The organism is Vibrio sp. E150_018 (assembly GCF_053544035.1).
The window spans coordinates 128,001-151,253 of record NZ_JBHGNY010000004.1 but is presented as its reverse complement, the minus strand read 5'-3'; the positions used below and the strand labels follow the sequence as shown (position 1 = coordinate 151,253).

The 23,253-nt window shown below is 41.4% G+C and carries 20 protein-coding genes; 3 read left to right on the top strand and 17 right to left on the bottom strand.

The genetic code is table 11. The features are described 5' to 3' along the window. Nucleotide 1 precedes the first annotated feature (1 nt). The 4 genes from lspA to murJ all read right to left on the bottom strand — a co-directional run bounded on the left by lspA (nucleotide 2) and on the right by murJ (nucleotide 6,064). A complete protein-coding gene (gene lspA, locus ACE3G9_RS07035; RefSeq protein ID WP_417880166.1) occupies nucleotides 2–505 on the bottom strand; it encodes a signal peptidase II in 504 nt (167 codons plus the stop codon). Next, nucleotides 505–3,363 carry an isoleucine--tRNA ligase gene (gene ileS / locus ACE3G9_RS07030; protein WP_449218779.1) on the bottom strand — a complete coding sequence of 953 codons (2,859 nt, stop codon included), beginning with the start codon at nucleotides 3,361–3,363 and terminating at the stop codon, nucleotides 505–507. Before ileS ends, lspA begins: the two co-directional genes overlap by 1 nt. 61 nt (nucleotides 3,364–3,424) lie before the next feature. After that, nucleotides 3,425–4,408, bottom strand: coding sequence for a bifunctional riboflavin kinase/FAD synthetase (gene ribF, locus ACE3G9_RS07025; RefSeq protein WP_417880168.1), 984 nt, complete (start codon nucleotides 4,406–4,408; stop codon nucleotides 3,425–3,427). Nucleotides 4,409–4,507: 99 nt separating this feature from the next. After that, on the bottom strand, nucleotides 4,508–6,064 hold the full coding sequence (gene murJ, locus ACE3G9_RS07020) for a murein biosynthesis integral membrane protein MurJ (protein WP_417880169.1): 1,557 nt from the start codon (nucleotides 6,062–6,064) through the stop codon (nucleotides 4,508–4,510). 559 nt (nucleotides 6,065–6,623) lie between these two features. On the opposite strand from murJ, the gene rpsT reads away from it, so the two are divergent. Further along, the gene (gene rpsT, locus ACE3G9_RS07015) at nucleotides 6,624–6,884 is read left to right on the top strand and encodes a 30S ribosomal protein S20 (protein ID WP_089124807.1); all 261 of its coding nucleotides are present in this window, start codon (nucleotides 6,624–6,626) and stop codon (nucleotides 6,882–6,884) included. A gap of 120 nt (nucleotides 6,885–7,004) precedes the next feature. Here rpsT and ACE3G9_RS07010 read toward each other — a convergent pair whose 3' ends face one another. The 6 genes from ACE3G9_RS07010 to rppH form a co-directional block, all read right to left on the bottom strand. Further along, on the bottom strand, nucleotides 7,005–7,301 hold the full coding sequence (locus tag ACE3G9_RS07010; RefSeq protein WP_449218778.1) for an ArsR/SmtB family transcription factor: 297 nt from the start codon (nucleotides 7,299–7,301) through the stop codon (nucleotides 7,005–7,007). A 4-nt stretch (nucleotides 7,302–7,305) separates the two neighbouring features. Next, a complete protein-coding gene (gene nhaR, locus ACE3G9_RS07005) occupies nucleotides 7,306–8,232 on the bottom strand; it encodes a transcriptional activator NhaR (protein WP_449218777.1) in 927 nt (308 codons plus the stop codon). Between the two features lie 128 nt (nucleotides 8,233–8,360). After that, nucleotides 8,361–9,212, bottom strand: a complete 852-nt coding sequence (locus ACE3G9_RS07000; RefSeq protein WP_449218776.1) for a thymidylate synthase — start codon at nucleotides 9,210–9,212, stop codon at nucleotides 8,361–8,363. 3 nt (nucleotides 9,213–9,215) lie between these two features. After that, nucleotides 9,216–10,055, bottom strand: coding sequence for a prolipoprotein diacylglyceryl transferase (gene lgt, locus ACE3G9_RS06995; RefSeq protein WP_449218775.1), 840 nt, complete (start codon nucleotides 10,053–10,055; stop codon nucleotides 9,216–9,218). Nucleotides 10,056–10,242: 187 nt separating this feature from the next. Beyond that, nucleotides 10,243–12,492: a phosphoenolpyruvate--protein phosphotransferase gene (gene ptsP / locus ACE3G9_RS06990; RefSeq protein ID WP_417880174.1), complete on the bottom strand. Its 2,250-nt coding sequence runs from the start codon at nucleotides 12,490–12,492 to the stop codon at nucleotides 10,243–10,245. Between the two features lie 49 nt (nucleotides 12,493–12,541). Then, entirely contained in the window at nucleotides 12,542–13,057 is a 516-nt protein-coding gene (gene rppH, locus ACE3G9_RS06985) for an RNA pyrophosphohydrolase (RefSeq protein WP_417880175.1), read from the bottom strand. A 606-nt stretch (nucleotides 13,058–13,663) separates the two neighbouring features. Here rppH and mutH point away from each other — a divergent pair. Continuing rightward, nucleotides 13,664–14,338 carry a DNA mismatch repair endonuclease MutH gene (mutH, locus tag ACE3G9_RS06980; RefSeq protein ID WP_449218774.1) on the top strand — a complete coding sequence of 225 codons (675 nt, stop codon included), beginning with the start codon at nucleotides 13,664–13,666 and terminating at the stop codon, nucleotides 14,336–14,338. 40 nt (nucleotides 14,339–14,378) lie between these two features. On the opposite strand, the gene ACE3G9_RS06975 is transcribed toward mutH, so the two are convergent. After that, nucleotides 14,379–14,687, bottom strand: a complete 309-nt coding sequence (locus ACE3G9_RS06975; protein ID WP_417880177.1) for a DUF6482 family protein — start codon at nucleotides 14,685–14,687, stop codon at nucleotides 14,379–14,381. Between the two features lie 151 nt (nucleotides 14,688–14,838). Here ACE3G9_RS06975 and ACE3G9_RS06970 point away from each other — a divergent pair, with 151 nt between their 5' ends. Beyond that, complete coding sequence (locus tag ACE3G9_RS06970; RefSeq protein WP_449218773.1) at nucleotides 14,839–15,873, top strand: NADP(H)-dependent aldo-keto reductase; 1,035 nt, start codon at nucleotides 14,839–14,841, stop codon at nucleotides 15,871–15,873. Nucleotides 15,874–15,970: 97 nt separating this feature from the next. Here ACE3G9_RS06970 and ACE3G9_RS06965 read toward each other — a convergent pair whose 3' ends face one another. The 6 genes from ACE3G9_RS06965 to dsbC form a co-directional block, all read right to left on the bottom strand. Beyond that, on the bottom strand, nucleotides 15,971–17,305 hold the full coding sequence (locus tag ACE3G9_RS06965; RefSeq protein WP_449218772.1) for a sigma-54-dependent transcriptional regulator: 1,335 nt from the start codon (nucleotides 17,303–17,305) through the stop codon (nucleotides 15,971–15,973). Between the two features lie 199 nt (nucleotides 17,306–17,504). Further along, the gene (lysS, locus tag ACE3G9_RS06960) at nucleotides 17,505–19,028 is read right to left on the bottom strand and encodes a lysine--tRNA ligase (RefSeq protein ID WP_449218771.1); all 1,524 of its coding nucleotides are present in this window, start codon (nucleotides 19,026–19,028) and stop codon (nucleotides 17,505–17,507) included. A gap of 72 nt (nucleotides 19,029–19,100) precedes the next feature. Further along, nucleotides 19,101–20,199, bottom strand: a protein-coding gene (gene prfB / locus ACE3G9_RS06955) for a peptide chain release factor 2 (RefSeq protein ID WP_417880181.1) whose coding sequence is annotated in 2 segments (ribosomal slippage) — nucleotides 19,101–20,123 and nucleotides 20,125–20,199 — 1,098 coding nt in all. Because the reading frame shifts where the segments join, the coding sequence is not laid out codon by codon here. Between the two features lie 114 nt (nucleotides 20,200–20,313). Then, on the bottom strand, nucleotides 20,314–22,083 hold the full coding sequence (recJ, locus tag ACE3G9_RS06950) for a single-stranded-DNA-specific exonuclease RecJ (protein WP_417880182.1): 1,770 nt from the start codon (nucleotides 22,081–22,083) through the stop codon (nucleotides 20,314–20,316). 26 nt (nucleotides 22,084–22,109) lie between these two features. Beyond that, a complete protein-coding gene (gene yqfB, locus ACE3G9_RS06945) occupies nucleotides 22,110–22,448 on the bottom strand; it encodes a N(4)-acetylcytidine aminohydrolase (RefSeq protein ID WP_417880183.1) in 339 nt (112 codons plus the stop codon). Continuing rightward, entirely contained in the window at nucleotides 22,448–23,224 is a 777-nt protein-coding gene (dsbC, locus tag ACE3G9_RS06940) for a bifunctional protein-disulfide isomerase/oxidoreductase DsbC (RefSeq protein WP_417880184.1), read from the bottom strand. Before dsbC ends, yqfB begins: the two co-directional genes overlap by 1 nt. Nucleotides 23,225–23,253: the final 29 nt, after the last annotated feature.

Genomic DNA, 23,253 nt, shown 5'->3' with positions numbered 1-23,253 from the left:
ATTAGGCGTCTGGTTGCTCTTTTTTAGAGCGAAAACCATCAAGCACAATCATAACGGCACCGATACAAATGGCTGAATCCGCCAAGTTAAAGGCTGGCCAGTGATAATTACCCCAGAAGAAATCGAGATAATCGACAACAAAGCCATGCACAATTCTGTCAAATACATTGCCGAGAGCACCGCCAATCACTAAAGCATAAGCAACATTGTTCCAACGCTCAGTAGCAGGTAGCTTACGCATCCACCACATCAACATGCCACTCACCACAAATGCGATGCCTGAGAACAACCAACGTTGCCAACCTTCTTGATCACTTAAGAAGCTAAATGCTGCACCTAGGTTATGAACATAAAGTAGATTAAAAAACGGCAACACTTCAATACGGTTTGACCAACCATATCCCATGTTATCCATAACAATTAACTTAATGCCAATGTCTAAGCAAAACACCAGAGCCGCCAGCCATAGCCAGCGAAGCCCTGTTTGTTTGATAAGCTTACTCATTACGCGAACTTGCGGACTTCGCCGTCGCCATCAACGTTAGTCACACAACGGCCACAAATGGTTTCATGACCAGCAATGGTGCCAACATCGGCCACATGGTGCCAACAACGGTCACACTTCTCAGCTTCTGAAGCAGCCACTTCTACCAATAAACCTTCTACTTCGGTTTCTTTAGCTGCGTCAGTTTTCTCGCTTAGTGGCTTCACTTGTGCTTTAGAGGTTAATAATACAAAGCGTAATTCATCTTCAAGCTTATTGATGGTTGCAGCTAAGGCGTCATCTGCGTACAGAGTCACTTCCGCTTGTAATGAACCACCAATCGTTTTGTCGTTACGAGCCGCTTCAAGCAATTTGTTCACTGAAGCACGAACCGTTTGGATTTGCGTCCAAAATTCGTTATTTAGCTCTTCGCCTTCAATTAGACCGAATAAACCATCGAACCATTCACCCGTAAACACAAACTGATCGCGAGCTTCACCATTTGGTAGTTTAGTTGGCATTTCGTTCCAGATTTCATCGGCAGTGAATGACATGATAGGCGCCATCCAACGAACCAGTGCTTCTACGATGTAGTAAAGTGCAGTTTGGCAACTACGTTGTGCATGACTACCTTGTTTCGCGGTGTACTGACGGTCTTTAATCACATCTAAGTAGAATGAACCCATTTCAATTGAACAGAACTGCATTAACCGCTGTGTTACGCCATGAGTATTATACTGTTCATACGCTTTGACGATCTCAGTTTGTGCGGCTTGTGCACGCGCGACCGCCCAACGATCCAATGCCACCATATCTTCTGGCGCGACCATATCCGTTGCTGGGTTGAAACCGTTTAGGTTCGCAAGGAAGAAACGTGCAGTGTTACGAATACGACGATACGCATCGGCACTACGTTTTAGGATTTCATCAGAAACCGCTACTTCACCCGTGTAGTCAGTTGAAGCGACCCATAGACGTAAAATGTCAGCACCCAGCTTGTTAGTGACATCTTTTGGTGCAACCACGTTGCCGATAGATTTCGACATCTTACGGCCTTTACCATCAACAACGAAACCGTGTGTTAGTACTTGCTTATAAGGTGCTTCATCTTTCATTGCGATCGAAGTGATCAATGATGATTGGAACCAACCACGGTGTTGATCTGAACCTTCAAGGTATAAATCCGCACTATGACCATTGAATTCATCACGATTATCTACAACGGCGTAGTGGGTCACACCAGAATCAAACCATACATCTAACGTATCAAGAACCTTCTCGTAGTTAGCGGAATCTTCTTCGCTCATTAGTTCAGCGGCATCTACATCCCACCAAGCTTGAATGCCTTTTTCTTCTACTAGCTTCGCGACTTTCTCGATAAGCTCAAGAGAGTTAGGGTGCAGTTCAGCGGTTTCTTTATGTACGAATAAAGCGATTGGCACGCCCCAAGTACGTTGACGAGAGATACACCACTCAGGGCGACCTTCGATCATACCTTCGATGCGGCTTTGACCCCACTCCGGCATCCACTCCACATTTTTAATAGCACCTAATGCTTTGGCACGTAGACCCGCTTGATCCATCGATACAAACCATTGTGGTGTTGCACGGAAGATGATTGGAGTCTTATGACGCCAACAATGTGGGTAGCTGTGCTCATAAGCATGGTGATGTAAAAGTGCACCTTTTTCTTTCAATACTTCAAGTACCGAATCGTTCGCTTTAAAGACGTGTTGACCCGCAAATAGCTCGGTATCAGGTAAGTAAACGCCGTTAGAACCCACTGGGTTAGCCACTTCTAAATCATATTGTTTACCGACTACGAAGTCTTCTTGGCCGTGGCCAGGAGCAGTGTGAACCACACCAGTACCAGAATCCGTTGTAACGTGATCGCCCAAGATAGCAGGAACACTGAAGTCGTAGAATGGGTGAGAGAATTGCGTTAATTCAAGATCTTTACCACTGGCAAAACCTAAGTTATGAAAATGCTCGATACCTGCGCGATCCATCACAGATTTCGCTAGATCTGATGCCACGATAACACGCTCAGCAGCTTGTTCGCCATTAGCTTCAACTTGAATCAATACGTATTCAAGATCGTCACGCAAACATACCGCGCGGTTTGCAGGCAATGTCCAAGGAGTGGTCGTCCAAATAACAATCGATACATCACCTTCACCTTGATGACCTTCTTTGCAATCAAACTTAGCAACGGTCGCAGCTTGGTCAGCAGCTTTAAAACGCACATCGATAGAAGGCGATACTTTATCTTTATATTCTACTTCCGCTTCAGCTAGAGCTGAACCACAGTCAGTACACCAGTGAACCGGTTTGAAACCTTTCAGTAAATGACCTTGGTCTGCAATTTTACCTAAAGCACGAATAATGTTCGCTTCTGTATTAAAATCCATAGTGCGGTACGGTTTGTCCCACTCGCCCATGATACCCAAACGCTTAAAGCTTTCTTTTTGACCTTCTACTTGGCCCGCCGCATATTTACGGCATTCTTCACGGAATTCAGCCGCCGAGATTTTTTGCCCCGGCTTGCCTTTTTTCTTCTCAACCATAAGTTCAATTGGAAGACCGTGACAGTCCCAACCAGGAACGTATGGAGCATCAAAGCCAGAAAGTGTTTTTGACTTAATAATAATATCTTTAAGAATCTTGTTTAACGCGTGACCAATATGAATATCACCGTTGGCGTATGGAGGGCCATCGTGTAATACGAAGGATTTTTTACCTTTCTTTGCAGCACGGATTGCGCCGTAAAGATCTTCTTTGTACCAACGCTTAAGCATTTCTGGCTCACGATTAGCCAGATTTCCGCGCATTGGAAACCCCGTTTCAGGTAGATTCAGAGTATCTTTATAGTCAGTCATCGATTCTTAATTCCGTTACATTGGGCGATATTAAATAAGGATTTTCTTGGAGATGTAGCGCTTATTCAGCCATCTCTGAAAATATGTTGTGCTCAAGTAACCACACCCTTGCCACTTGAGCATCTAATACTATTTGTTGTTTCAATAATTCAAATGAATCAAATTTTTGTTCATCACGAATTTTATGTAGTAGAACTACTTCTAGTTGCTTACCGTATAGATTACTTTTGAAGTCAAACAAGTGCACTTCAAGTTGTTGACGTACACCATTAACGGTTGGCCTGTTACCGACATTAGCAACACCACCGATCACCGCATTGCCATCGGCTCCGATCACTTTCACCACATAGACACCAGACACTGGTGACACATTACGCTTTAATGGGATGTTCGCCGTTGGAAAATCAATGGTTCGGCCTAACTTACGGCCATGTGATACACGACCATTAATACTGTAGTCACGACCTAGCATAGCCGCGGCTGACGCCAAATCATCACTCGCTAATGCTTGGCGAATCGCAGTACTACTGACTCTCACTGAAGAGTCAGCTTGTTGAGCAATACGTTCTGGCATACAAAAGCTTTGTGTATTGACCACTTGGAAGCCATATTTATCCGCTGCTTTTTGCAAGTCAGAAAAAGTACCTTGGCGATTCTTTCCAAAACAAAAATCATCACCAACCACTAAAAACTTAACCCCAAGTTTCTTAACTAGCAACTCACTAATAAAATCTTCAGGGCTTAAACTGGCAAACTTTTGATTAAAATTAACACACAATAAGCGATCAATTTTACATTTAGATAATTGGGCAAACTTATCTCGCAATCGAGTGAGCCTTGCTGGCGCAGCTTGCTTCGCAAAAAACTCCATGGGCTGAGGCTCAAATGTCATCACAATCGAGGGTAGATCTAAAGTCTCAGCGTGTTCACAAAGTTGCTTTAATACTTTCTGATGTCCTAAATGAACGCCATCAAAATTACCAATGCTGAGCACACATCCTGAATGATGCGCTTGAATATTGTGAATGCCTCGAATCAATTCCATACGGTTTTTATTTACCAAATTTTTGCTTCGCGTTAAACCGACGAATTATATACGTAATGCCCTTAATATGCGAGCATCACGCACCTTTGTTGTTGCCAATTAATCGGCCTTCAAGTGTTTCAGGCGAATACCAAATAACGTTGCAGAAACCAGATAAACCGCGGCACCTAAACCAATCAAACCCGCTAGCCACATTGCACGCACAGAAATAGACCAAGTTAGCCAAGTAGCAAAATCAGCCATCTGCCAATCAATTACGGCCACCATCAAACCACCAGCTAGAGCAATTTTCATAGCAAAAACAATCGTTTCTTTTGATAGTCGATACACATTGGCAATATGTAGACCGCGATATAATAACCCCATATTAACTAAGGCTGAAAGCGATGTTGCCAGTGCTAAACCTACATAACCAAAGAAGTAAGCAAAAATCGCATTGAACACAATATTAGTCAACATCGCTATGATGCCATAACGAACTGGAGTTTTCGTGTCTTGTCTTGAGTAGTAACCCGGTGCTAATACTTTGATTAACATAAAGTTCAGTAAGCCAGTGGCATAAGCAAACAACGACAAAGAAGCATTTTGTACATCCGCAGCAGAAAACTCGCCACGCATAAACAGCACCATCAGCATTGGCTTAGCAAGCACAATTAATCCACACATCGCAGGCACACCGAGCAGCAGCACCATGCGAACGCCCCAATCCATTGTCTTGGAGAATCCATCATTTTCAGCATCGACATGCTTACGTGATAAGGCCGGCAAGATAACCGTTGCAATTGCGATACCAAACAAACCTAACGGAAATTCCAATAGGCGATCCGAATAATAAAGATAACTGATTGAACCTGTCGCAAGAAAACTGGCCACTGCAGAATCAAACAATAAGTTAATTTGACTAACCGATACCCCAAACAATGCAGGAATCATTAGAGTGCGGATTTTTTTCACACCGGGATCATTCCAACCCCATTGCGGACGGACGATCACTTTTTGCTTTAATAAAAATGGAATTTGGAACAAAAACTGCGCCAAGCCGCCTAAGAATACCCCAATAGCGAGACCCACTTCAGGCTGATCGAGATTGGGGGAAATATATAACGCGGCTAAAATCATCATTATGTTTAAAAACACCGGAGTAAATGATGAAACCGCAAACTTACCTAAGGTATTTAAAATTGCACCAGATAAAGCAACAAAAGTGACAAACCACAAATAAGGAAAAGTGATCTTCAATAAGAAGCTAGCCAGGACAAACTTGTCAGCTTTCGGGCCATCATTCAGCCAATCCATAAACCAACCAGCACCAAAAACGGCAGTGACCACACCAGAACCAAGTACACCTAGTAGTGTCACAATAGTTACAAGCACCCCAAGTGTCCCTGAAACTTTAGCGATAAGTTGACGAGTTTTATCCATATCGCCAGACGCGTGATATTCAGTCAATACAGGAACGAAAGCTTGAGAAAATGCGCCCTCGGCAAATAAACGACGCAAAAAGTTAGGAATTCGATTGGCAAAAAAGAATACATCGGCAGCCGCACCAGCTCCCATTAAATTAGCAACAACAACATCACGTACCAGGCCTAATACCCTAGAAACAAATGTCATGGCGCTAACAATTAGCCCAGATCGTAATAGTTTTCGACTCACGCGTGCCTCGATAAAAAATAGTCATAAACGACAATAAGCCCTCAGTGGCCAATTTATCGCTATTTGAGCATAAATTTGCCATCAATAAGTGACTTTGTAATGAGATAATTATATCCCCAAGTGACTTCAAGATGCAGAATTCAGAGCTATCATCCAGACCTTTAGGCAAGGAAGATTGGCGAAGGAGTGTAGGCACCTTTCAAACCAATCTGACGCAGTATAAAGATGTGGATGAAGCTCCCGAAGGGCAAGTTAAAACAAGCTTTATGCTGCGTTAAATTGAACAGAGATAGAATAACTATGATCATATTTAATTTGCCTTGCCTAAAGCTTGTTTTATTCTTGCTGAAACTTGCACCCTGAAGTTACTTGGGTATAGCATTGGTATTCAAATGCTGATAGAATCCACGCCATCTTAACCGCGATAGCCATACTTCACCAAAATTTTTGTTTGGTAAAGATTGGTTTTTGCACAAATCTGTTGACATATTTTAAGGGAAAAGGCATAGTCCTCGCCCTTAAATTGTCACCGAACTAAAGTTTTTTGGGAGTTAGACCCTTGGCAAACAGTAAATCTGCTAAGAAGCGCGCTATCCAAGCTGAGAAACGTCGCCAGCACAATGCTAGCCGTCGTTCTATGATGCGCACTTACATGAAAAAAACTATCGCGGCTATTGAAGCTGGCGATAAAGAAGCTGCAACTGCTGCACTAGTTGAAGTTACACCATTACTAGACCGCATGGCGACTAAAGGCCTTATTCATAAGAATAAAGCTGCTCGTCACAAGTCTCGTTTTGCTGCAGCGATCAAAGCACTTTAATTTTAAAGTTGTTTAATTGCTAAAAACCGACCTTAGGGTCGGTTTTTTTATATCTGCATTTCTAGTATCTCGGCTCTCGGCTCTCGGCTCTCGGCTCTCGGCTCTCGGCTCTCGGAGTGATTATTTATCGCAATACAAATGATGCAACTGCTTAATCAAAGCTTTTACTTCATCACTTTGCAATGAGTAGTATACAGTTTGTGACTCTTTACGAGTAATCACCAGTCCATCTCGGCGTAGCCACGCCAAATGCTGAGACAATGCCGATTGACTTAGAGGTAACTTTTCACACAACTGCCCAACTGATAATTCATTTTGATGCAAAATACATAATATCTGTAATCGATTTTCATTGGCCATGGCTTTAAGAAGAACCACTGCTTGAGAAAGATTACTTTCCATCTCTTTAAAATCCATCTTATTATCTCACTATTGAATAAGGGGAATGATCTCGGAGTGGTTGAAATAACCGACTAAAATCCGCATCACATAAATTCTTTACAGAAGGATGTTGGATCATCCTTTCTGCAAAAATAACATAATATTCTTCTTTCAAATCTTCGACTTCTGCAATCAAATGCAGAGAAAACTCATCTTCAACTTCTGATAAGTATAAGTTAGGAGCAAGAAAAATGGCATCAGTGTGATAACGAGCAAAGGCCTTCATTAATGCTGAATCATCAAATTCGCCTAAAATATTAGGGGTAATCCCTAATCTTTCAAACCAATGCATGAGATTACGTCCCATTGAAGTTCTTCTTCCTGGAATCAGTAATTTTCTTTGAGACAATGCCGATTGAAAATCATTATTTTCAATCGGCTGAGAAGAATAAAAGTTCATTTTGCATTCCCCTAGCTTCTTACTATACAACCCAGGGCTTTGACTCGAATCGACAGGGCAATCCGATAAAATCATATCTAACTTATGTTGAGAGAGTTGCTCTAATAGTAATTCATGAGTCGACTCAAAACAGCGTAGGTGAATACTGTTATCTTCCGGCACGGTATTTAACAGAATCTTACTGACAAGCCTTTTCGATAATGCATCCGCTACCCCAACATCAAACAATACATTTTCTTGCTGAGAGTAATTAACGATATCCAGCATTTCGTAGCTGAGACCAAACATTTTATCGGCATACTTAAAGACCAATTGACCAAGCTCGGTAGGCTCCACACTACGACCACTACGCTTCATCAACTTGCCATTCATACGCTCTTCAAATGCTTTAATTTGTCCAGTCACCGTTTGAGGTGTTAGAAACAAAGCTTCAGCCGCTTTTGCTACTGAGCCTTGTTTGCAGACCATCCAAAAGTAATACAGATGGTTATAATTCAAATGTGACATTTATTGCCTCGGAAAAACCATAATTAATTGACTCATAATATGCTTTTACCGAACTATTAAAAAGCCCTTATTAGGCACATGTGACCAAATAAGGGCTGATAGTCGATTATGCTTACCTATCGGACACTCTACACTGAAAATGGATACTTAATCGCATCGTGACATTGATAATCTGTCACCTCAAAATCATCCAGCGTTACCCAAGTTTCTAAATCTTCTAACGTTTTAATCTTAGGGTTAATATGGAATTTAGGCGCGTCAAACGGCGTACGCTTCAATTGAATATCACGCATTGGTGCGAGTTGGTCTTCATAAATATGACCATTAACGATCTTATGATACGCAACGCCAGCTTTTTTACCGGTAATTTGCGCCATAATCGCTAAGAACACGTACACTTGAACCATATTGAAATTAAGGCCTAGCGGTACATCACATGAACGTTGAGTACTGTTTAAATATAGCGTATCACCAAGTAGGGAAAAGTGGTGGCTGTACATACAAGGGCGTAAACATCCCATATGAAACTCACCAGGGTTATAGAAGTTTAAAATCTCACCTCGGTCATCGACACCACGGATTAAATCATCGACAATTTTACGTAATTGATCGATGTGCCCACCATCCGGTTTTGTCCAGCTTCTCCCTTGAACACCATAAACACGGCCCATATCATCTTCGCCTTTACGGTAAGGATTCTCGAGCCAAGCTTGGTTTAAGTTAGCATTAGCATCCCATGTTTTGGTGCCCAACTTACGGAAATCTTCCGCATTATCATAACCACGAATATAACCCAGCAACTCAGCAACTGCCGATTTCCAAAAGCTCTTACGTGTGGTCACTAAAGGAAATTGATTGTTACCAACATCATAAGTTAGATCGGCATTAATAATCGTCAAGCAGCGTTTACCTGTACGCTCATTTTCAACCCATTGCCCTTCATCAATAATACGCTGGCAAAGTTCTAAATATTGTTTCACAACTTACTTCCCTTTAGTTGGTTTGCTGGCTTTTTCATTTGAATATACAGGCGGTTTCTGAGTTTTATATGACCAAATCATAATCAAGGCACCAATAATAATCATAGGTGTGGATAGAATTTGCCCCATCGAAATAAAGTTATCAAATAAACCAAGCTGTGCATCTGGCTGACGAACAAATTCCACTGAGAAGCGGAATACTCCATAGCCAATCAAAAATAGCCCCGACACCGCACCAGCAGGTCTAGGTTTACGAATGAACCAATTTAAGATAAAGAAGAGCACGACCCCTTCAAGTAAAAATTCATACAATTGAGATGGGTGACGTGGATATGGGCCACCAGTTGGGAAAATCATCGCCCATGGCACGTCAGTCACGCGTCCCCATAGCTCACCATTAATAAAGTTACCGATACGACCAGCACCTAGACCAAACGGAACTAATGGCGCAATAAAGTCTGCCACACCAAAGAAAGTACGTTGGTTTTTACGTGCATACCATAGCATGGCAGTGATCACACCGAGCAAGCCACCGTGGAATGACATCCCCCCCGTCCAGACTTTAAACAGATACAATGGATCTTCCATCCAGTAGTCAAAGCCATAAAACAGCACATAGCCAATGCGGCCACCAAGTACTACCCCAAGGAAGCCTGCAAAGAGTAGATCAGAAACTTGCTCACGCGTCCAACCACTGCCTGGTTTATCAGCCCGCTTGTTAGCAACGTACATTGCAAAAGCGAACCCTAGTAAATACATCAATCCATACCAACGCACACCAATTGGCCCGATAGAGAAAATGATCGGATCAATCTGTGGGAAGACTAAAAATCCCTGACTCATAAAAGTCTCTCTGCTTTAAAGTAAAAAAATAATAGAAGGTAGATACTATCTGACCAAGAGTTACAGCTTTAGTGCCATCAAACATAAAAAGATAATTTATTGGCGAGTATAATAAAGTAAAGCCTACACAGATACAGTAATACCAATCAAATTAATTAGCGGCTCAGAAATTACGTAGTAAAAACTCTTATTTCTTACCAGCACGAATAAAGCCAGCCAAACCTTTCTGTTCTAGATATTGAAATACTAGGTTATAGATATCAGTACCGTAGGCTTGCTTCATCGCAGTATTAAGGAGCTGCTGCAATTCTGTAGAGTCAGATTTACGTAGAATATATTTGATTCGGGCAACATTGGATGTGTTCATACTCAATGAGCGATATCCCATACCAATAAGCAGCAAGGCACCTATTGGATCCCCTGCTAACTCACCACAAATACACACTGGCAGTTTATATTGTTGACACATATCATAAATATGTTTAAGTGCCATTACTACTGAAGGATGAACATGTTCGTACACATCCGACACCCGAGAGTTATTTCGATCAACCGCCAGTAGATATTGAGTTAAATCGTTAGTACCAACTGATACAAAATCCACTTTATGCGCCACTAACGGTAATAAATACAGCATTGAAGGTACTTCGAGCATAATACCGATTTGTGGCCGCTGAATATTAGGATCGACCTGCGACACATCTTGATAAGCACGCTCTATCAAGATCAGAGATTCATCAATCTCTTGGCATCCCGACACCATAGGTAACATAATATTTAAATTACCTAGCCCGGTACTGGCTTTTAACATTGAGCGTAGTTGAATTAAAAAGATATCTGGATGATCTAAAGTAAAACGGATGCCACGCCACCCTAGAAAAGGGTTATCTTCTTCAATTGGGAAGTAAGGTAATGCTTTATCACCACCGATATCTAAGGTTCGCATTACCACGCGTTTATCCGGATAAGTCGCTAAAATCGTGCGGTATTGTTGGGTTTGTTCTTCTTCGGAAGGAAAGCGATTATGCAATAAAAACGAAATTTCCGTACGATACAAACCAACCCCATCAACGCCTTGGTTAACCGCAATATTGGTATCGGCACTAAGGCCGGCATTGAGCATCAATTCTACTCGCTTGCCATCTTGGGTAGCGGCGGGTTCCGATAATTCCTGAGCAACTAAATCTGAAAGTTCTTCTTCTTCATTAGCTAACGATTGATATTCGGTAAGTAATTGGGCAGCAGGTTCAACAAAGATATCACCACTATAACCATCTACGATACCGAATTTACCCGATATCGATTCTGGTTTAAGTTGCGCGCCCATGATGGCAGGAATACCAAGTGCACGAGATAAAATGGCCGCATGTGAATTCGCGGCACCTTCCAATGAAATAACCGCAAGCAGCTTATCTTTAGGAATCGCAGCCAATATTGAAGCAGTCAGTTCCCTAACCACCAAAATAACCGGATTTTTAAAACTAGGAGTTCGAACTTCACTATTGTGTAAGAAATACAGTAATCTCTGTCCAAGCTCTTTAATGTCGTTGGATCGTTCTCGTAAATAAGAGTCACTCATGCTGGCAAAACGCTCAGCATAAAGCTCGACGACTTGTCTTAACGCCCAATCCGCTCGATCGCCTTTCTCTATCTGTTTATTCAAATCGGCACGCAGCATAGGATCATGCAATAAGTGAACAAATAGCTCAAAGATTGCTAAAGTATCTTTATTTAATTCACTATCAAAACGCTTACGCATCCGGCGAAAATCCGCAATCGCACTTTCAATCGCAAGCGCCAGCCACTCTTGATCTTGATTAATATCTAAACAAGAAGCTGGAGCAATTTGGGAAAGATCTGGATGAGTGTCATCCCACCAAATTTGACCAATTGCAATGCCAGACGAAGCTGCTATGCCTTTATAGGAATGGACTTGATGGTCATTGAGTTGCCATTGACCTTGGGCTTGAGAATGAGCAAGAATGACCGCCAACTGAGCGGCAAGTGTCACGAGGAACGATTCTTCTACTTCACTAAATGATCTTGGTGATCGTTGCTGAATCACTAACACGCCTAATATCTGGCGGCGGTGAATGATCGGAGTTCCGAGGAAAGATTGATAAACATTTTCCCCAAGCTCAGGGAAATATTTAAAATTGGGATGTTTTTGTGCATAAGATAGATTGAGAGGTTCGGCGCTGCGACGAACCAGCCCTACTAAACCTTCTTCAAAAGGAATGTGAATAGTTTGGCCAGAAAACTTTAGCCCTTGGGTGGCCATTAGCTCCAAACGACTTTGCTCGTTATTGGCTAAATAAACGGTGCAACACTCTGTGTGCATCGCTTTACAAGTATCCTTTACCAAAATATCTAATGCTTGACGAAGATCGTCTGCTTTAGATACTTGTTCAACGATGTCCCTTAGTTGAATAAGCATTCACATTCACCTTTATGAGGTCTTACCTAGTTATTAACCAGATAAAGACTTATCGACGCACTTTTCTCTTACCTTTCATTTTAGGATCTCGAAAAGGCATCGCAATCGAAGCAAACTCTTTCATTGCTCGTCGATATACATCCCTTTTAAAAGAAACCACTTGTCTGACTGGATACCAAAAACTCACCCAACGCCAACCATCGAATTCAGGGGTTCGTCCACGGTTCATATTGATGTTTGATTCATCACACTCTAACCGTAGTAAAAACCATTTCTGTTTTTGGCCAATACACACAGGCTTGGAATCCCATCTCACCAGACGTTTTGGTAATTTATATTTTAACCAATGACGACTGACTCCAATGATTTTCACATCTTTCTTTGTTAGCCCAACTTCTTCATACAATTCACGAAATAGTGCTTGTTCCGGTGTTTCACCGTCATCAATCCCACCTTGTGGAAATTGCCAAGAATGCTGCCCGTATCGTTTTGCCCAGAATACCTGACCATGGTTGTTACATATTACAATTCCCACATTTAAGCGGTAACCATCGCCATCTATCACGGCTAACCTCTAATATAAATCTCTGTTACCAGTGATTTTTTCACATATCCACAAAAGGGGCAAATTTCAAGAGCACAATATCGCGTTTTTTATTACCTAACATCCACTTTTTAATCAAATTAGCTTAAATAATAAGTTATCAACACAAAAATTGAGTTGCTGTGGCATTTATTCACTATTTCTGTGAATAAATGTGTGAAGAAAACGATAAAACCATTAAATGGCTTATTTAACACTCAAATACAACAGTCAAACTGTCATGCGAAAATAGAATAAAGTTATTTAAAAACATAACAATAGGAACAAAAATCCAATTGAAGACAAATAAAAGATCTTTAGGATCTTTTATAGGCACAGATCGGTCAAAGATCCATCATGATTTATATTATCCACATTAGATCATACTAAAGCGCTCAAAAAGGACTCATACATATTCTTTTATTACAGCAAATGTGAATAAAGTGATCGTCATCACTTTTATTTTCACCATCCAGAAAAAAACCTGTGGATAAGTTAATTTAACAACATAATAAGATCAAAGCGAATAAGATCCTTGTTAAAAATAATGTACTATAGAACCCTTGTTTTTTAATCAGATCATTTGCTATGCCGTTACCCCCTAAGACAGAACAAGAATTGATGCAACGAGCCGAAAAGATTGTTGCTCGTTCTTTTGCTTCTTTAGCACACCAAGCTGGTATTATTGTTCCCGAAAATCTCAAACGGGAAAAAGGTTGGGTAGGACAATTACTTGAATGGCATTTAGGTGCCGAATCTGGCAGTAAAGCTCAACCAGATTTTGAGCATTTAGGCATTGAATTAAAAACCATTCCAATTGGATTTAATGGTCAACCATTGGAAACTACATTTATATCTGTTGCCCCCTTAACCGGAGTCAATGGGCTAACCTGGCAGAATAGCCATGTTAAGCATAAACTCGCAAAAGTATTATGGATCCCGGTTGAAGGTGAACGAGATATCCCTCTTGCTGAACGCCGAGTTGGTCGTCCAATCTTATGGTCTCCAAGTGCTCAAGAAGAACAACAACTTCAACAAGATTGGGAAGAGTTGATGGAATTTATCGTACTAGGGAAGGTAGAGCAGATTACGGCTAAGCACGGGGAAGTAATGCAGCTACGACCTAAAGCGGCCAATAGTAAAGTGGTAACAGAAGCCTATAGTGCCAATGGGCAGCCTATCAAGGCCTTACCAAGAGGTTTTTATTTACGGAAACAATTCACAGCGAATATTTTACTAAATCATTTGCAACGATCTTCATAGCCACCGTCTGTTACCTAGTAAAACCCTGCCACTTAATCCACTAAGAAGCGAGATGTAATTCAATATCCTGAAAAAGATCGAGTCCCTCAGCGCCAAATTCATCATAAGCATTATGCAATCTAAGATAAGCACTGGATAAGCCTAATTTTTTTAACTCATCCTTTACCGATTCTAAAGAATTGAAATAAGCTAATTGATCTTTTTCCATGATCGGCTCAAGTCGATGTTTATATTCAACAGCAAGTGAATAGTGGGAAAGATCAGCACAACTCACCACAAATACTTTAGGAGGGTCACACTCCTCATTTTTACTCGCTTGCAACCAGTGATCCAATTGCTGTTTTCTCATCCTTACCTCCCACTCAGGACAATTCATGGTGTTATATTCCAGTCTAGAACAAAAATCTAACCTTAGCTAACTGACTTACTACTCGAGCTTTTTTGCTATATATTGAACAAACCATTTATATGATTTTTCAACGATCGCCCAAGGATGTGCAATGAAATACCACAAAATCCCGCACTCTAATTTAGAAGTCAGTAAAATAGCTTTAGGTACAATGACCTATGGTGAACAGAACACTCAAAAAGAAGCTTTCGAACAATTAGATTATGCGCTCGAAAGGGGGGTTAACTTCATCGATACCGCAGAAATGTATCCTGTTCCGCCAAAGCCTAGCACCCAAGGATCCACCGAAGAATATATTGGTCATTGGCTAGAAAAATCAGGTAAACGCGAAAAAATCATTTTGGCGACCAAAGTGGCAGGCCCAGGCCGTATGTCTCACATTCGTGAAAACATGAGTCTCGATCGTCGTAATATTCATCTCGCAATGGATAGCAGCTTACAACGTCTCAAAACCGATTACGTTGACTTGTACCAAATACATTGGCCTCAACGTAATAACAACCGCTTTGGACAACTCAACTACCCTTATTTAGATGAACAGCAAGAAGTCACTCTTATCGAAACATTAGAAGCATTAGCGGAGTTAGTGAAAGCGGGTAAAACTCGTTATATCGGTGTATCAAATGAAACTCCATGGGGCGTGATGACGTTGCTACGTTTAGCAGAAAAGCATGATTTGCCAAGGATCGTATCGATTCAAAACCCATATAATCTACTCAACCGCAGCTTTGAAGTTGGCCTATCAGAAATTAGTCACCATGAAGGTGTCGAGTTACTGGCTTATTCGCCGCTAGCATTCGGGGTATTAAGTGGTAAGTATCTCAATGGCGCTCGACCAGATGGCGCTCGTTGTAGCTTATTTGAACGCTTTGTTCGTTACTTTACACCACAAGGTGAGGCCGCAACCCAAACCTACATCGATATTGCTAAAAAACACGATATTGATCCGGTACAAATGGCATTAGCATTTGTTAATCAACGCCCATTTGTTGCGTCGAATATTATCGGTGCCACCACAATGGAACAGCTAAAAGCGAACATTGATAGTATCGATACCCAACTCTCTGACGAACTACTGCAAGATCTTCATCAAGTAGGTGTTCAGTACCCTAATCCTTGTCCATAATTCATACTTAATAATTTTAAAAACACAAAGGGAAGTAAGTGATCACTTCCCTTTTCTGTCGTAGGTGATTCATAACCACCAGTAAGCCGTTATCGTTTCACGCCTCTGAGACCAATTTATGTTTACCAAGCAAGCGATACATAGTTGCTCTCGATATCTTCAGCTCTTTCGCAGCGAGCGATACTTGTCCATCATGTGCCTCTAATACTTTCACTAGTGCTTCTTTTTCAGAATCTTCTCTGATCATTTTTAAGGTGCGAATTTTTTGGCTTTGAGACGGTAAATCAAAATGCTCTAATTCAATCACTATTCCATCAGAAACTAAGACTGCTCGTTTAATTTGATTAAGTAATTCTCTGACATTTCCGGGCCAATGATATTGGGTTAAAGCCTTAAGAGCTTGAGAAGAAAGATTACGAGCTTGAGTGTTATATTCTCGACTAAATTGTTGAATATAATAATGCGCTATACTGGCAATATCACCACAACGATCTTTCAGAGGGGTGACATGCACTTTAAGAATTTTTAATAGATAATACAACTCAGCAGAAAACTCCGATTCTTGTACCTTTTGCTCAAGATTATTATGGCTTGAAACTATAATTCGAATATCTAAGGTTTTTTCGCCATTATCAGTCTGAATAACTGGATGATTAATAAAGTGCAATAAATGAGTTTGTTGGCTTTTTGGCAATGCAGTAATGTCTTTCAGCAGTAAGGTTCCTTGGTCTGCCTCTTCAAGTTTAGTTTTAAAGCCTGGTGTTTGGCTTTCTCTTTCAAAACCAAAAACCTCTCTTTCAAAACGTTTTTCTGGTAAAGCACTGCAATTAACAACCACAAAAGCACATGTGCTACGTGATGAAGCGTCATGAATTAATTTTCCGACGAGCTGTTTCCCAACCCCTCTTTCACCCGCAATAATAATATTAGCATCAGTATTGGCAATACGTTTAACCTGCTCACGCAAGCGCTTAGTTGATAAAGAATCACCGACTAAGAGAGCTTGGTTATCCAACATATTTTCTGGCCATACCTTCTTCTCTATTTTCAACATGCCTAACTGATGGCCAATACTGCTTAACAATAGTTTTTCTGGCATAGGCAAAGTGAAGAAATCAATACAGAAGTTAACGATGAACTGACAAATAGAATCTTGATTGAGTTGGTGCTCTTTTATGTAAGCCATCCAACGGACATGTTTATTATTAGTAACTAAATAGGCAATCGCACTTAAACTGAAGTCATCATTCGTAAGATCAATCAGCCCAATACACGGACCAATTCGCTCGATCATGGTTTGACCGAGCCTTAAATCGCCACAGCGTTCCACTTTCCAACCTGCGAGTACTACTTTCTCATGCCAAGTATCGAGTCGCCCTCCAATCACTAAAAGCGAACCCGGTAGCGAATTCATTCGGAAATACTTTTCCATATCGTATCCTTTTGACTACTTATTCATCAGATAAGGAATCATACACAGGACAACATTATTAAAGCTATGAAAGGGGTTCTTATTTTTGAGACGGACAGTTTATTTAATAAAAATAGATGCTTAGAATATTTTTCCGAATTTCAGATAAAAAAAACCCACCAATGAGATGGTGGGCAATAATCCGGTATTACTTTCTCACTTATTGCTGTGGACGCATTGCTGGGAATAGGATCACGTCACGAATAGTATGAGTATCTGTAAATAGCATGGCTAGACGATCGATACCGATACCTTGACCCGCTGTTGGCGGCAAACCGTGTTCAAGTGCTGTAATGTAGTCAGCATCGTAGAACATCGCTTCATCATCACCTGCATCTTTGGCTTCAACCTGTGCTTTAAAGCGTGCATCTTGGTCTTCTGCATCATTGAGTTCAGAGAAACCATTCGCCACTTCACGGCCACCGATAAAGAATTCAAATCGATCAGTAAAGAAGGGATTCGAATCACTGCGACGAGCCAGTGGTGAAATATCTGCTGGGTAACCTGTAATGAAGGTAGGCTGAATAAGTTGAGGTTCAGCGGTTTCACCAAAGATCTCTTCAAGTAGTTGACCACAAGTCCAGAAACTTTCTACTTCGACATGAACTGATTTAGCAATCTTAACCATAAAGTCACGATCTTTTACCGTTTCTTCATTTAAGTTAGCAATATCAGCATGGTCTGGATTGTATTGTTTGATTGCATCGATCATGCTCATACGTGCATATTTACCACCGAACTCAACACGCTCTTCGCCGTAAGGCATAGAGGTTTCACCCAGCACTTCAATCGCAACTGTACTTAGCATTTCTTCAGTAAGATCCATAAGATCGTTGTAATCCGCATACGCCATGTAGAATTCCATCATAGTGAATTCTGGGTTATGGCGAGGCGATAGACCTTCATTACGGAAGTTACGGTTTACTTCAAATACGCGATCAAAACCACCGACAACTAAACGCTTCAAATAAAGCTCTGGAGCAACACGTAGGTACATATCAATATCTAACGCATTGTGGTGAGTAATAAATGGACGCGCTGTTGCACCTCCAGGGATAACGTGCATCATTGGCGTTTCAACTTCTAGGAAGCCTTTTTTCGCCATGAAGTTACGAATTGCCATCACAAGCTTAGAGCGAATAATGAAAGCAGTACGTGAATCTTCGTTTACAATCAGGTCAACATAACGCTGACGGTAACGCATTTCTTGGTCAGTTAAGCCATGGAATTTTTCAGGCAGTGGACGTAGTGCTTTAGTCAGCAACTCGTATGATTCCATATTCACGTAAAGATCGCCTTTACCTGACTTATGCAATGCCCCTTTCACACCGATGATGTCACCGATATCCAGACCTTGGTATTTCTCTTTTAATTCTTTTTGTACATCTTTCGCAGCGTACGCTTGGATACGGCCAGAGGTTTCTTGAATCACGAGGAATGGACCACGTTTTGCCATTACACGACCAGCAATCGCGACAATATGATTCAGCGTTTCTAATTCTTCTTTTGATTTTTCACCAAATTCCGCTTGAAGATCTGCCGCTAAGTGCTCACGACGAAAATCATTTGGGTGGCCGTTTGCTTTACAGCTTTGACGGATGTGATCCAATTTAGAACGACGCTCAGCGATCAGTTTATTTTCTTCTGCTGTATCAATTTGGTTTTGGCTGTTTGATTCAGTCATCATGTGCCCTTATAAAAAATGAGTTATCTTCTAAAAGAAGAGGAATTCTTTGCGCTTAGCTTGTTGCTGAACTTAGAGTCCTGACTTCAAGCTTGCTTCAATAAATTTATCAAGATCGCCATCTAATACTGCTTGAGTATTTCGGTTTTCCACGCCTGTGCGAAGATCTTTAATACGAGAATCATCTAATACATAAGAGCGAATTTGGCTGCCCCAACCGATATCAGATTTCGAATCTTCATTGGCTTGTTTTTCAGCATTTTGCTTTTGCAATTCAAACTCAAACAATTTTGCACGAAGCTGCTTCATCGCCTGATCTTTATTTTTATGCTGAGAACGATCATTTTGACATTGCACCACAATATTCGTTGGTACGTGCGTAATACGTACCGCCGATTCCGTAGTGTTTACGTGCTGACCACCGGCACCAGATGCACGATATACATCGATACGTAAATCCGATGGGTTAATATCAATTTCGATGTTGTCATCAATCTCAGGGTAAATAAATGCCGACGCAAATGAGGTATGACGGCGACCACCTGAATCAAATGGTGATTTACGAACTAAGCGATGCACGCCGGTTTCGGTACGTAGCCAACCATAAGCATATTCACCAGAAATACGGACTGTCGCGCCTTTAAGGCCAGCCACATCCCCTTCTGATACTTCAATCACTTCCGTCTTGAACCCTTTGGCTTCTGCCCAACGTAAATACATACGTAGCATCATCGAAGTCCAATCTTGTGCTTCGGTACCACCAGAGCCTGATTGTAAGTCGATATAACAATCAGAAGCATCGTGATCACCAGCGAACATGCGGCGGAACTCAAGCTTTTCTAATTTCGCTTCAAGATCGGCAAGTTCAGGTTCGATCTCGTCAAAGGTTTCTTGATCTTGCTCTTCAACCGCAAGTTCTAATAGTCCTTCAACATCATCACAACCTTGATCCAGTTGATCAATAGTGTCAACAACCGCTTCTAAAGCTGAACGTTCTTTACCTAAGGCTTGAGCGCGCTCAGGTTCATTCCAGACATCAGGTTGTTCAAGTTCGGCATTGACTTCTTCTAGACGCTCTTTCTTAGCATCGTAGTCAAAGATACCCCCTCAGAACATTGGTGCGCTCGGCAACGTCCTGAAGGCGGTTTTTAATCGGATTGATTTCAAACATGTTGGCTTATCACTTATTTGAGAAATAAATTCATTTTCCATGCTATTTTCAATGCATAGATAGGCGCAGAATTCTACCTAAATTGATGATGAATATACAGGAATTTTACTCGTTTCATTTAGCTTCTAGATGATCAACCATCAATTGCAATGATTGATTGCCACGAAACTCATTTATATCAAGTTTATAAGCTAAGTGAACGGTTTTCACGGAAGCATCTGGCCAACGGCGTAAATCAACATTAAAGGCGATCGCATCAATCATAATGCCTGTTGGATGACCTTTAAACAGCGGCTCTAACATCATTTTTAAATGTTTTTCACCCACCAGTTTTTGATGCAATAATTTGAATTCACCATCAAAAATCGGCTCAGGGAAAGCTTGCCCCCAAGGACCACCAGCACGTAACTCTTCTGCGGTATGCATCGAAAATTCTTCTGGCTTTAATTCACCATCGGATAAAATTACACCTTCCAGCGCTGATTCATCAAGCTCTTCGCGTACCGCCAAATCAAACAAGCGAGAGAATTGTTCGAATTTATTTTGGTAGATCGTTAAACCCGCTGCCATCGCATGACCACCAAATTTTACAATGATCCCAGGGTTTTGAGTGTCGATCTTATCCAAAACATCACGCATATGAAGCCCGGGAATCGAACGACATGATCCTTTTAAAGAAAGCTCTCCATTCGACAACTCACCGCCGTCGGCAAATGCGATCACTGGACGATGAAATTCATCTTTAATACGTGAGGCTAAAATTCCAATTACCCCTTGGTGCCAATCGGCTTGAAATAAAGTTAAGCCATACGGCAAATTCGACTTATCTTCTAGGCCGCCTTTCGCGTTCAGCAAACGCTCACAAAATGCCATTGCTTCTTGCTTCATGCCTTGCTCAATTTCACGGCGCATGTGGTTTAAACCATCCAGTTCACTGGCCATGCGGCGCGCGGCATGAATATTGTTGCTCAGTAATAACTCGACCCCAAACGACATATCTTCAAGGCGTCCAGCCGCATTAATTCTTGGCCCTAGCGCAAAGCCAAAGTCTGCTGCCACAAGACGCTTAGCATCACGTTTTGCCACTTCAATTAACGCTTGAATGCCCGGGCGCGCTTTACCAGCACGAATTCTTTGCAAGCCTTGATGAACTAAAATTCGATTATTTTCATCCAGTGGTACCACATCGGCTACGGTGCCGAGTGCGACTATATCTAACAGTTCTGCTAAATTAGGCTCGGGGATATTTTGTTGAGCAAACCATTGTTGCGTTCGCATTTCAGCACGTAGAGCCAGCATGAGATAAAACGCCACACCGACACCCGCTAATGCTTTTGAAGGAAAAGAGCATTGTTGCAGGTTAGGATTAACCATCGCATCGGCATTTGGCAATTCATGACCAGGTAAATGGTGGTCGGTGACGATCACAATTAACCCTTGCTCCTTGGCATAACGCACCCCTTCAATAGAAGAGACGCCATTATCCACTGTCATGATCACTTGCGCGCCGCGCTCAATCGCTTGATCGACCACTTCAGGGCTTAGGCCATAACCATCTTCAAAACGATTAGGCACTAGGTAGTCGACATTACTACTACCTAGCATACGAATCGCGAGTACAGATAAAGCCGAACTGGTCGCGCCATCCGCATCAAAATCACCAACCACGATAATACGTTGTTTCTGTTTAATCGCTTGAAACAATAACGACACTGCAAGCTCAATACCATGCAACGCCTGATAAGAGTGTAGTCCTTTCGCGCCCTTTTCTAATTGGCTGACATTCTGGATCTGACGATTAATATAAATGCGACGTAATAAGGGTGAAATCGACTCAGGTAAGATAGAAAGATCAACATCAGGTCGGCGAGAAATAGTCGTCATAATACTCTTAATTGGTTAAGGAGAGTTTAAGCATTTGTAGAATAAAGCTGATAATCAATCACAAATAACTGTTCTAAACCGGGGTAAATGTCTTGAATCACGGATTTCAATTGAGGCAATGTCATGTTCTCTTGCTCGGCATGAAATTCGGTAAGTTGAGATAATAATACCGGCGTGACGGATAATATTTTCAATTGGCAGAAGACTCGCCCTTGCTCTAAGGTCGATACTGTCACTACGCTGCCAGGCACATAATGACTTTCTGCTTCATCTCGAATAGTAATGGTCTTTTTGCCCGTCAGAATATCGTCTTCAAAGCGAGCAAAAAATGTCATTTCGGTCGGTGTGTTAGATAGATTATTCATTATAAATTTTCAGCGTCTAGCGCCTCAAGTAAATCGTTAGCTGGTAAGTAACCACCTACTATTCGGCCATTAGACAATAAAATGGCAGGCGTACCACTAATGCCTAATTGAGCACCAAAAGCATATTGCTCACTGATCATTTTCTGACATTTAGGTAAATTGTTACTATCAAAATCAAAACTGCGATTGATCTTCACATCATCCAAAGCTTTTTTACGATCATCTGCGCACCATACTTTAGCCATCGCTTGCGCAACATCACCAGTCGGCCCTTGACGAGGGTATGCCATATAACGAACCGTAATACCTAGATCGTTATATTTTTGTATTTCTTTATGCAGTTTTACGCAGTAACCACAAGTAATATCGGTAAATACCGTTACCACATATTTTTGATCTTTGGCTTTATAGACGATCATATCATCAGCAAACTTCTCAACTTGCTTCGCGTATTTTTTCGCCATTAAATCACTGAAGTTACCTTGTTTATCTAGGCTGTACATTTTGCCTTGAATAAAAAAGTCACCCGTCGCACTCGAAAAGAAAATGCCTTGATTCGTGATCACTTCATATAAACCATCAATCGGTGATGGCGCGACCTCTGTCACTTTAATGCCAAGATTCACAAAGCGTGCACTGATTTCAGCTTGATTAGCTTCTGTGCTCGCAAAACTTGGCAAACTCAATAGTGAAAATATCAATGCGGAAAAAGCCAATGCTCCTTTAGCACAAACTGACTTAACGTTAATTGAATCAAACAAAGAAGCAAAATGCATAAAACACCTACAATATGGATAAAAGTTGT

Coding starts and splice junctions, on each gene's coding strand:
- lgt (WP_449218775.1), bottom strand. CDS start 10,055: ATGAGTCAGGGATTTTTAGTCTTCCCACAGATTGATCCGATCATTTTC.
- ribF (WP_417880168.1), bottom strand. CDS start 4,408: ATGGAATTGATTCGAGGCATTCACAATATTCAAGCGCATCATTCAGGA.
- ACE3G9_RS06975 (WP_417880177.1), bottom strand. CDS start 14,687: ATGAGAAAACAGCAATTGGATCACTGGTTGCAAGCGAGTAAAAATGAG.
- lysS (WP_449218771.1), bottom strand. CDS start 19,028: ATGACTGAATCAAACAGCCAAAACCAAATTGATACAGCAGAAGAAAAT.
- ACE3G9_RS06970 (WP_449218773.1), top strand. CDS start 14,839: ATGAAATACCACAAAATCCCGCACTCTAATTTAGAAGTCAGTAAAATA.
- recJ (WP_417880182.1), bottom strand. CDS start 22,083: ATGACGACTATTTCTCGCCGACCTGATGTTGATCTTTCTATCTTACCT.
- ACE3G9_RS06965 (WP_449218772.1), bottom strand. CDS start 17,305: ATGGAAAAGTATTTCCGAATGAATTCGCTACCGGGTTCGCTTTTAGTG.
- yqfB (WP_417880183.1), bottom strand. CDS start 22,448: ATGAATAATCTATCTAACACACCGACCGAAATGACATTTTTTGCTCGC.
- nhaR (WP_449218777.1), bottom strand. CDS start 8,232: ATGTCACATTTGAATTATAACCATCTGTATTACTTTTGGATGGTCTGC.
- ptsP (WP_417880174.1), bottom strand. CDS start 12,492: ATGCTTATTCAACTAAGGGACATCGTTGAACAAGTATCTAAAGCAGAC.
- mutH (WP_449218774.1), top strand. CDS start 13,664: ATGCCGTTACCCCCTAAGACAGAACAAGAATTGATGCAACGAGCCGAA.
- dsbC (WP_417880184.1), bottom strand. CDS start 23,224: ATGCATTTTGCTTCTTTGTTTGATTCAATTAACGTTAAGTCAGTTTGT.
- ACE3G9_RS07010 (WP_449218778.1), bottom strand. CDS start 7,301: ATGGATTTTAAAGAGATGGAAAGTAATCTTTCTCAAGCAGTGGTTCTT.
- ileS (WP_449218779.1), bottom strand. CDS start 3,363: ATGACTGACTATAAAGATACTCTGAATCTACCTGAAACGGGGTTTCCA.
- lspA (WP_417880166.1), bottom strand. CDS start 505: ATGAGTAAGCTTATCAAACAAACAGGGCTTCGCTGGCTATGGCTGGCG.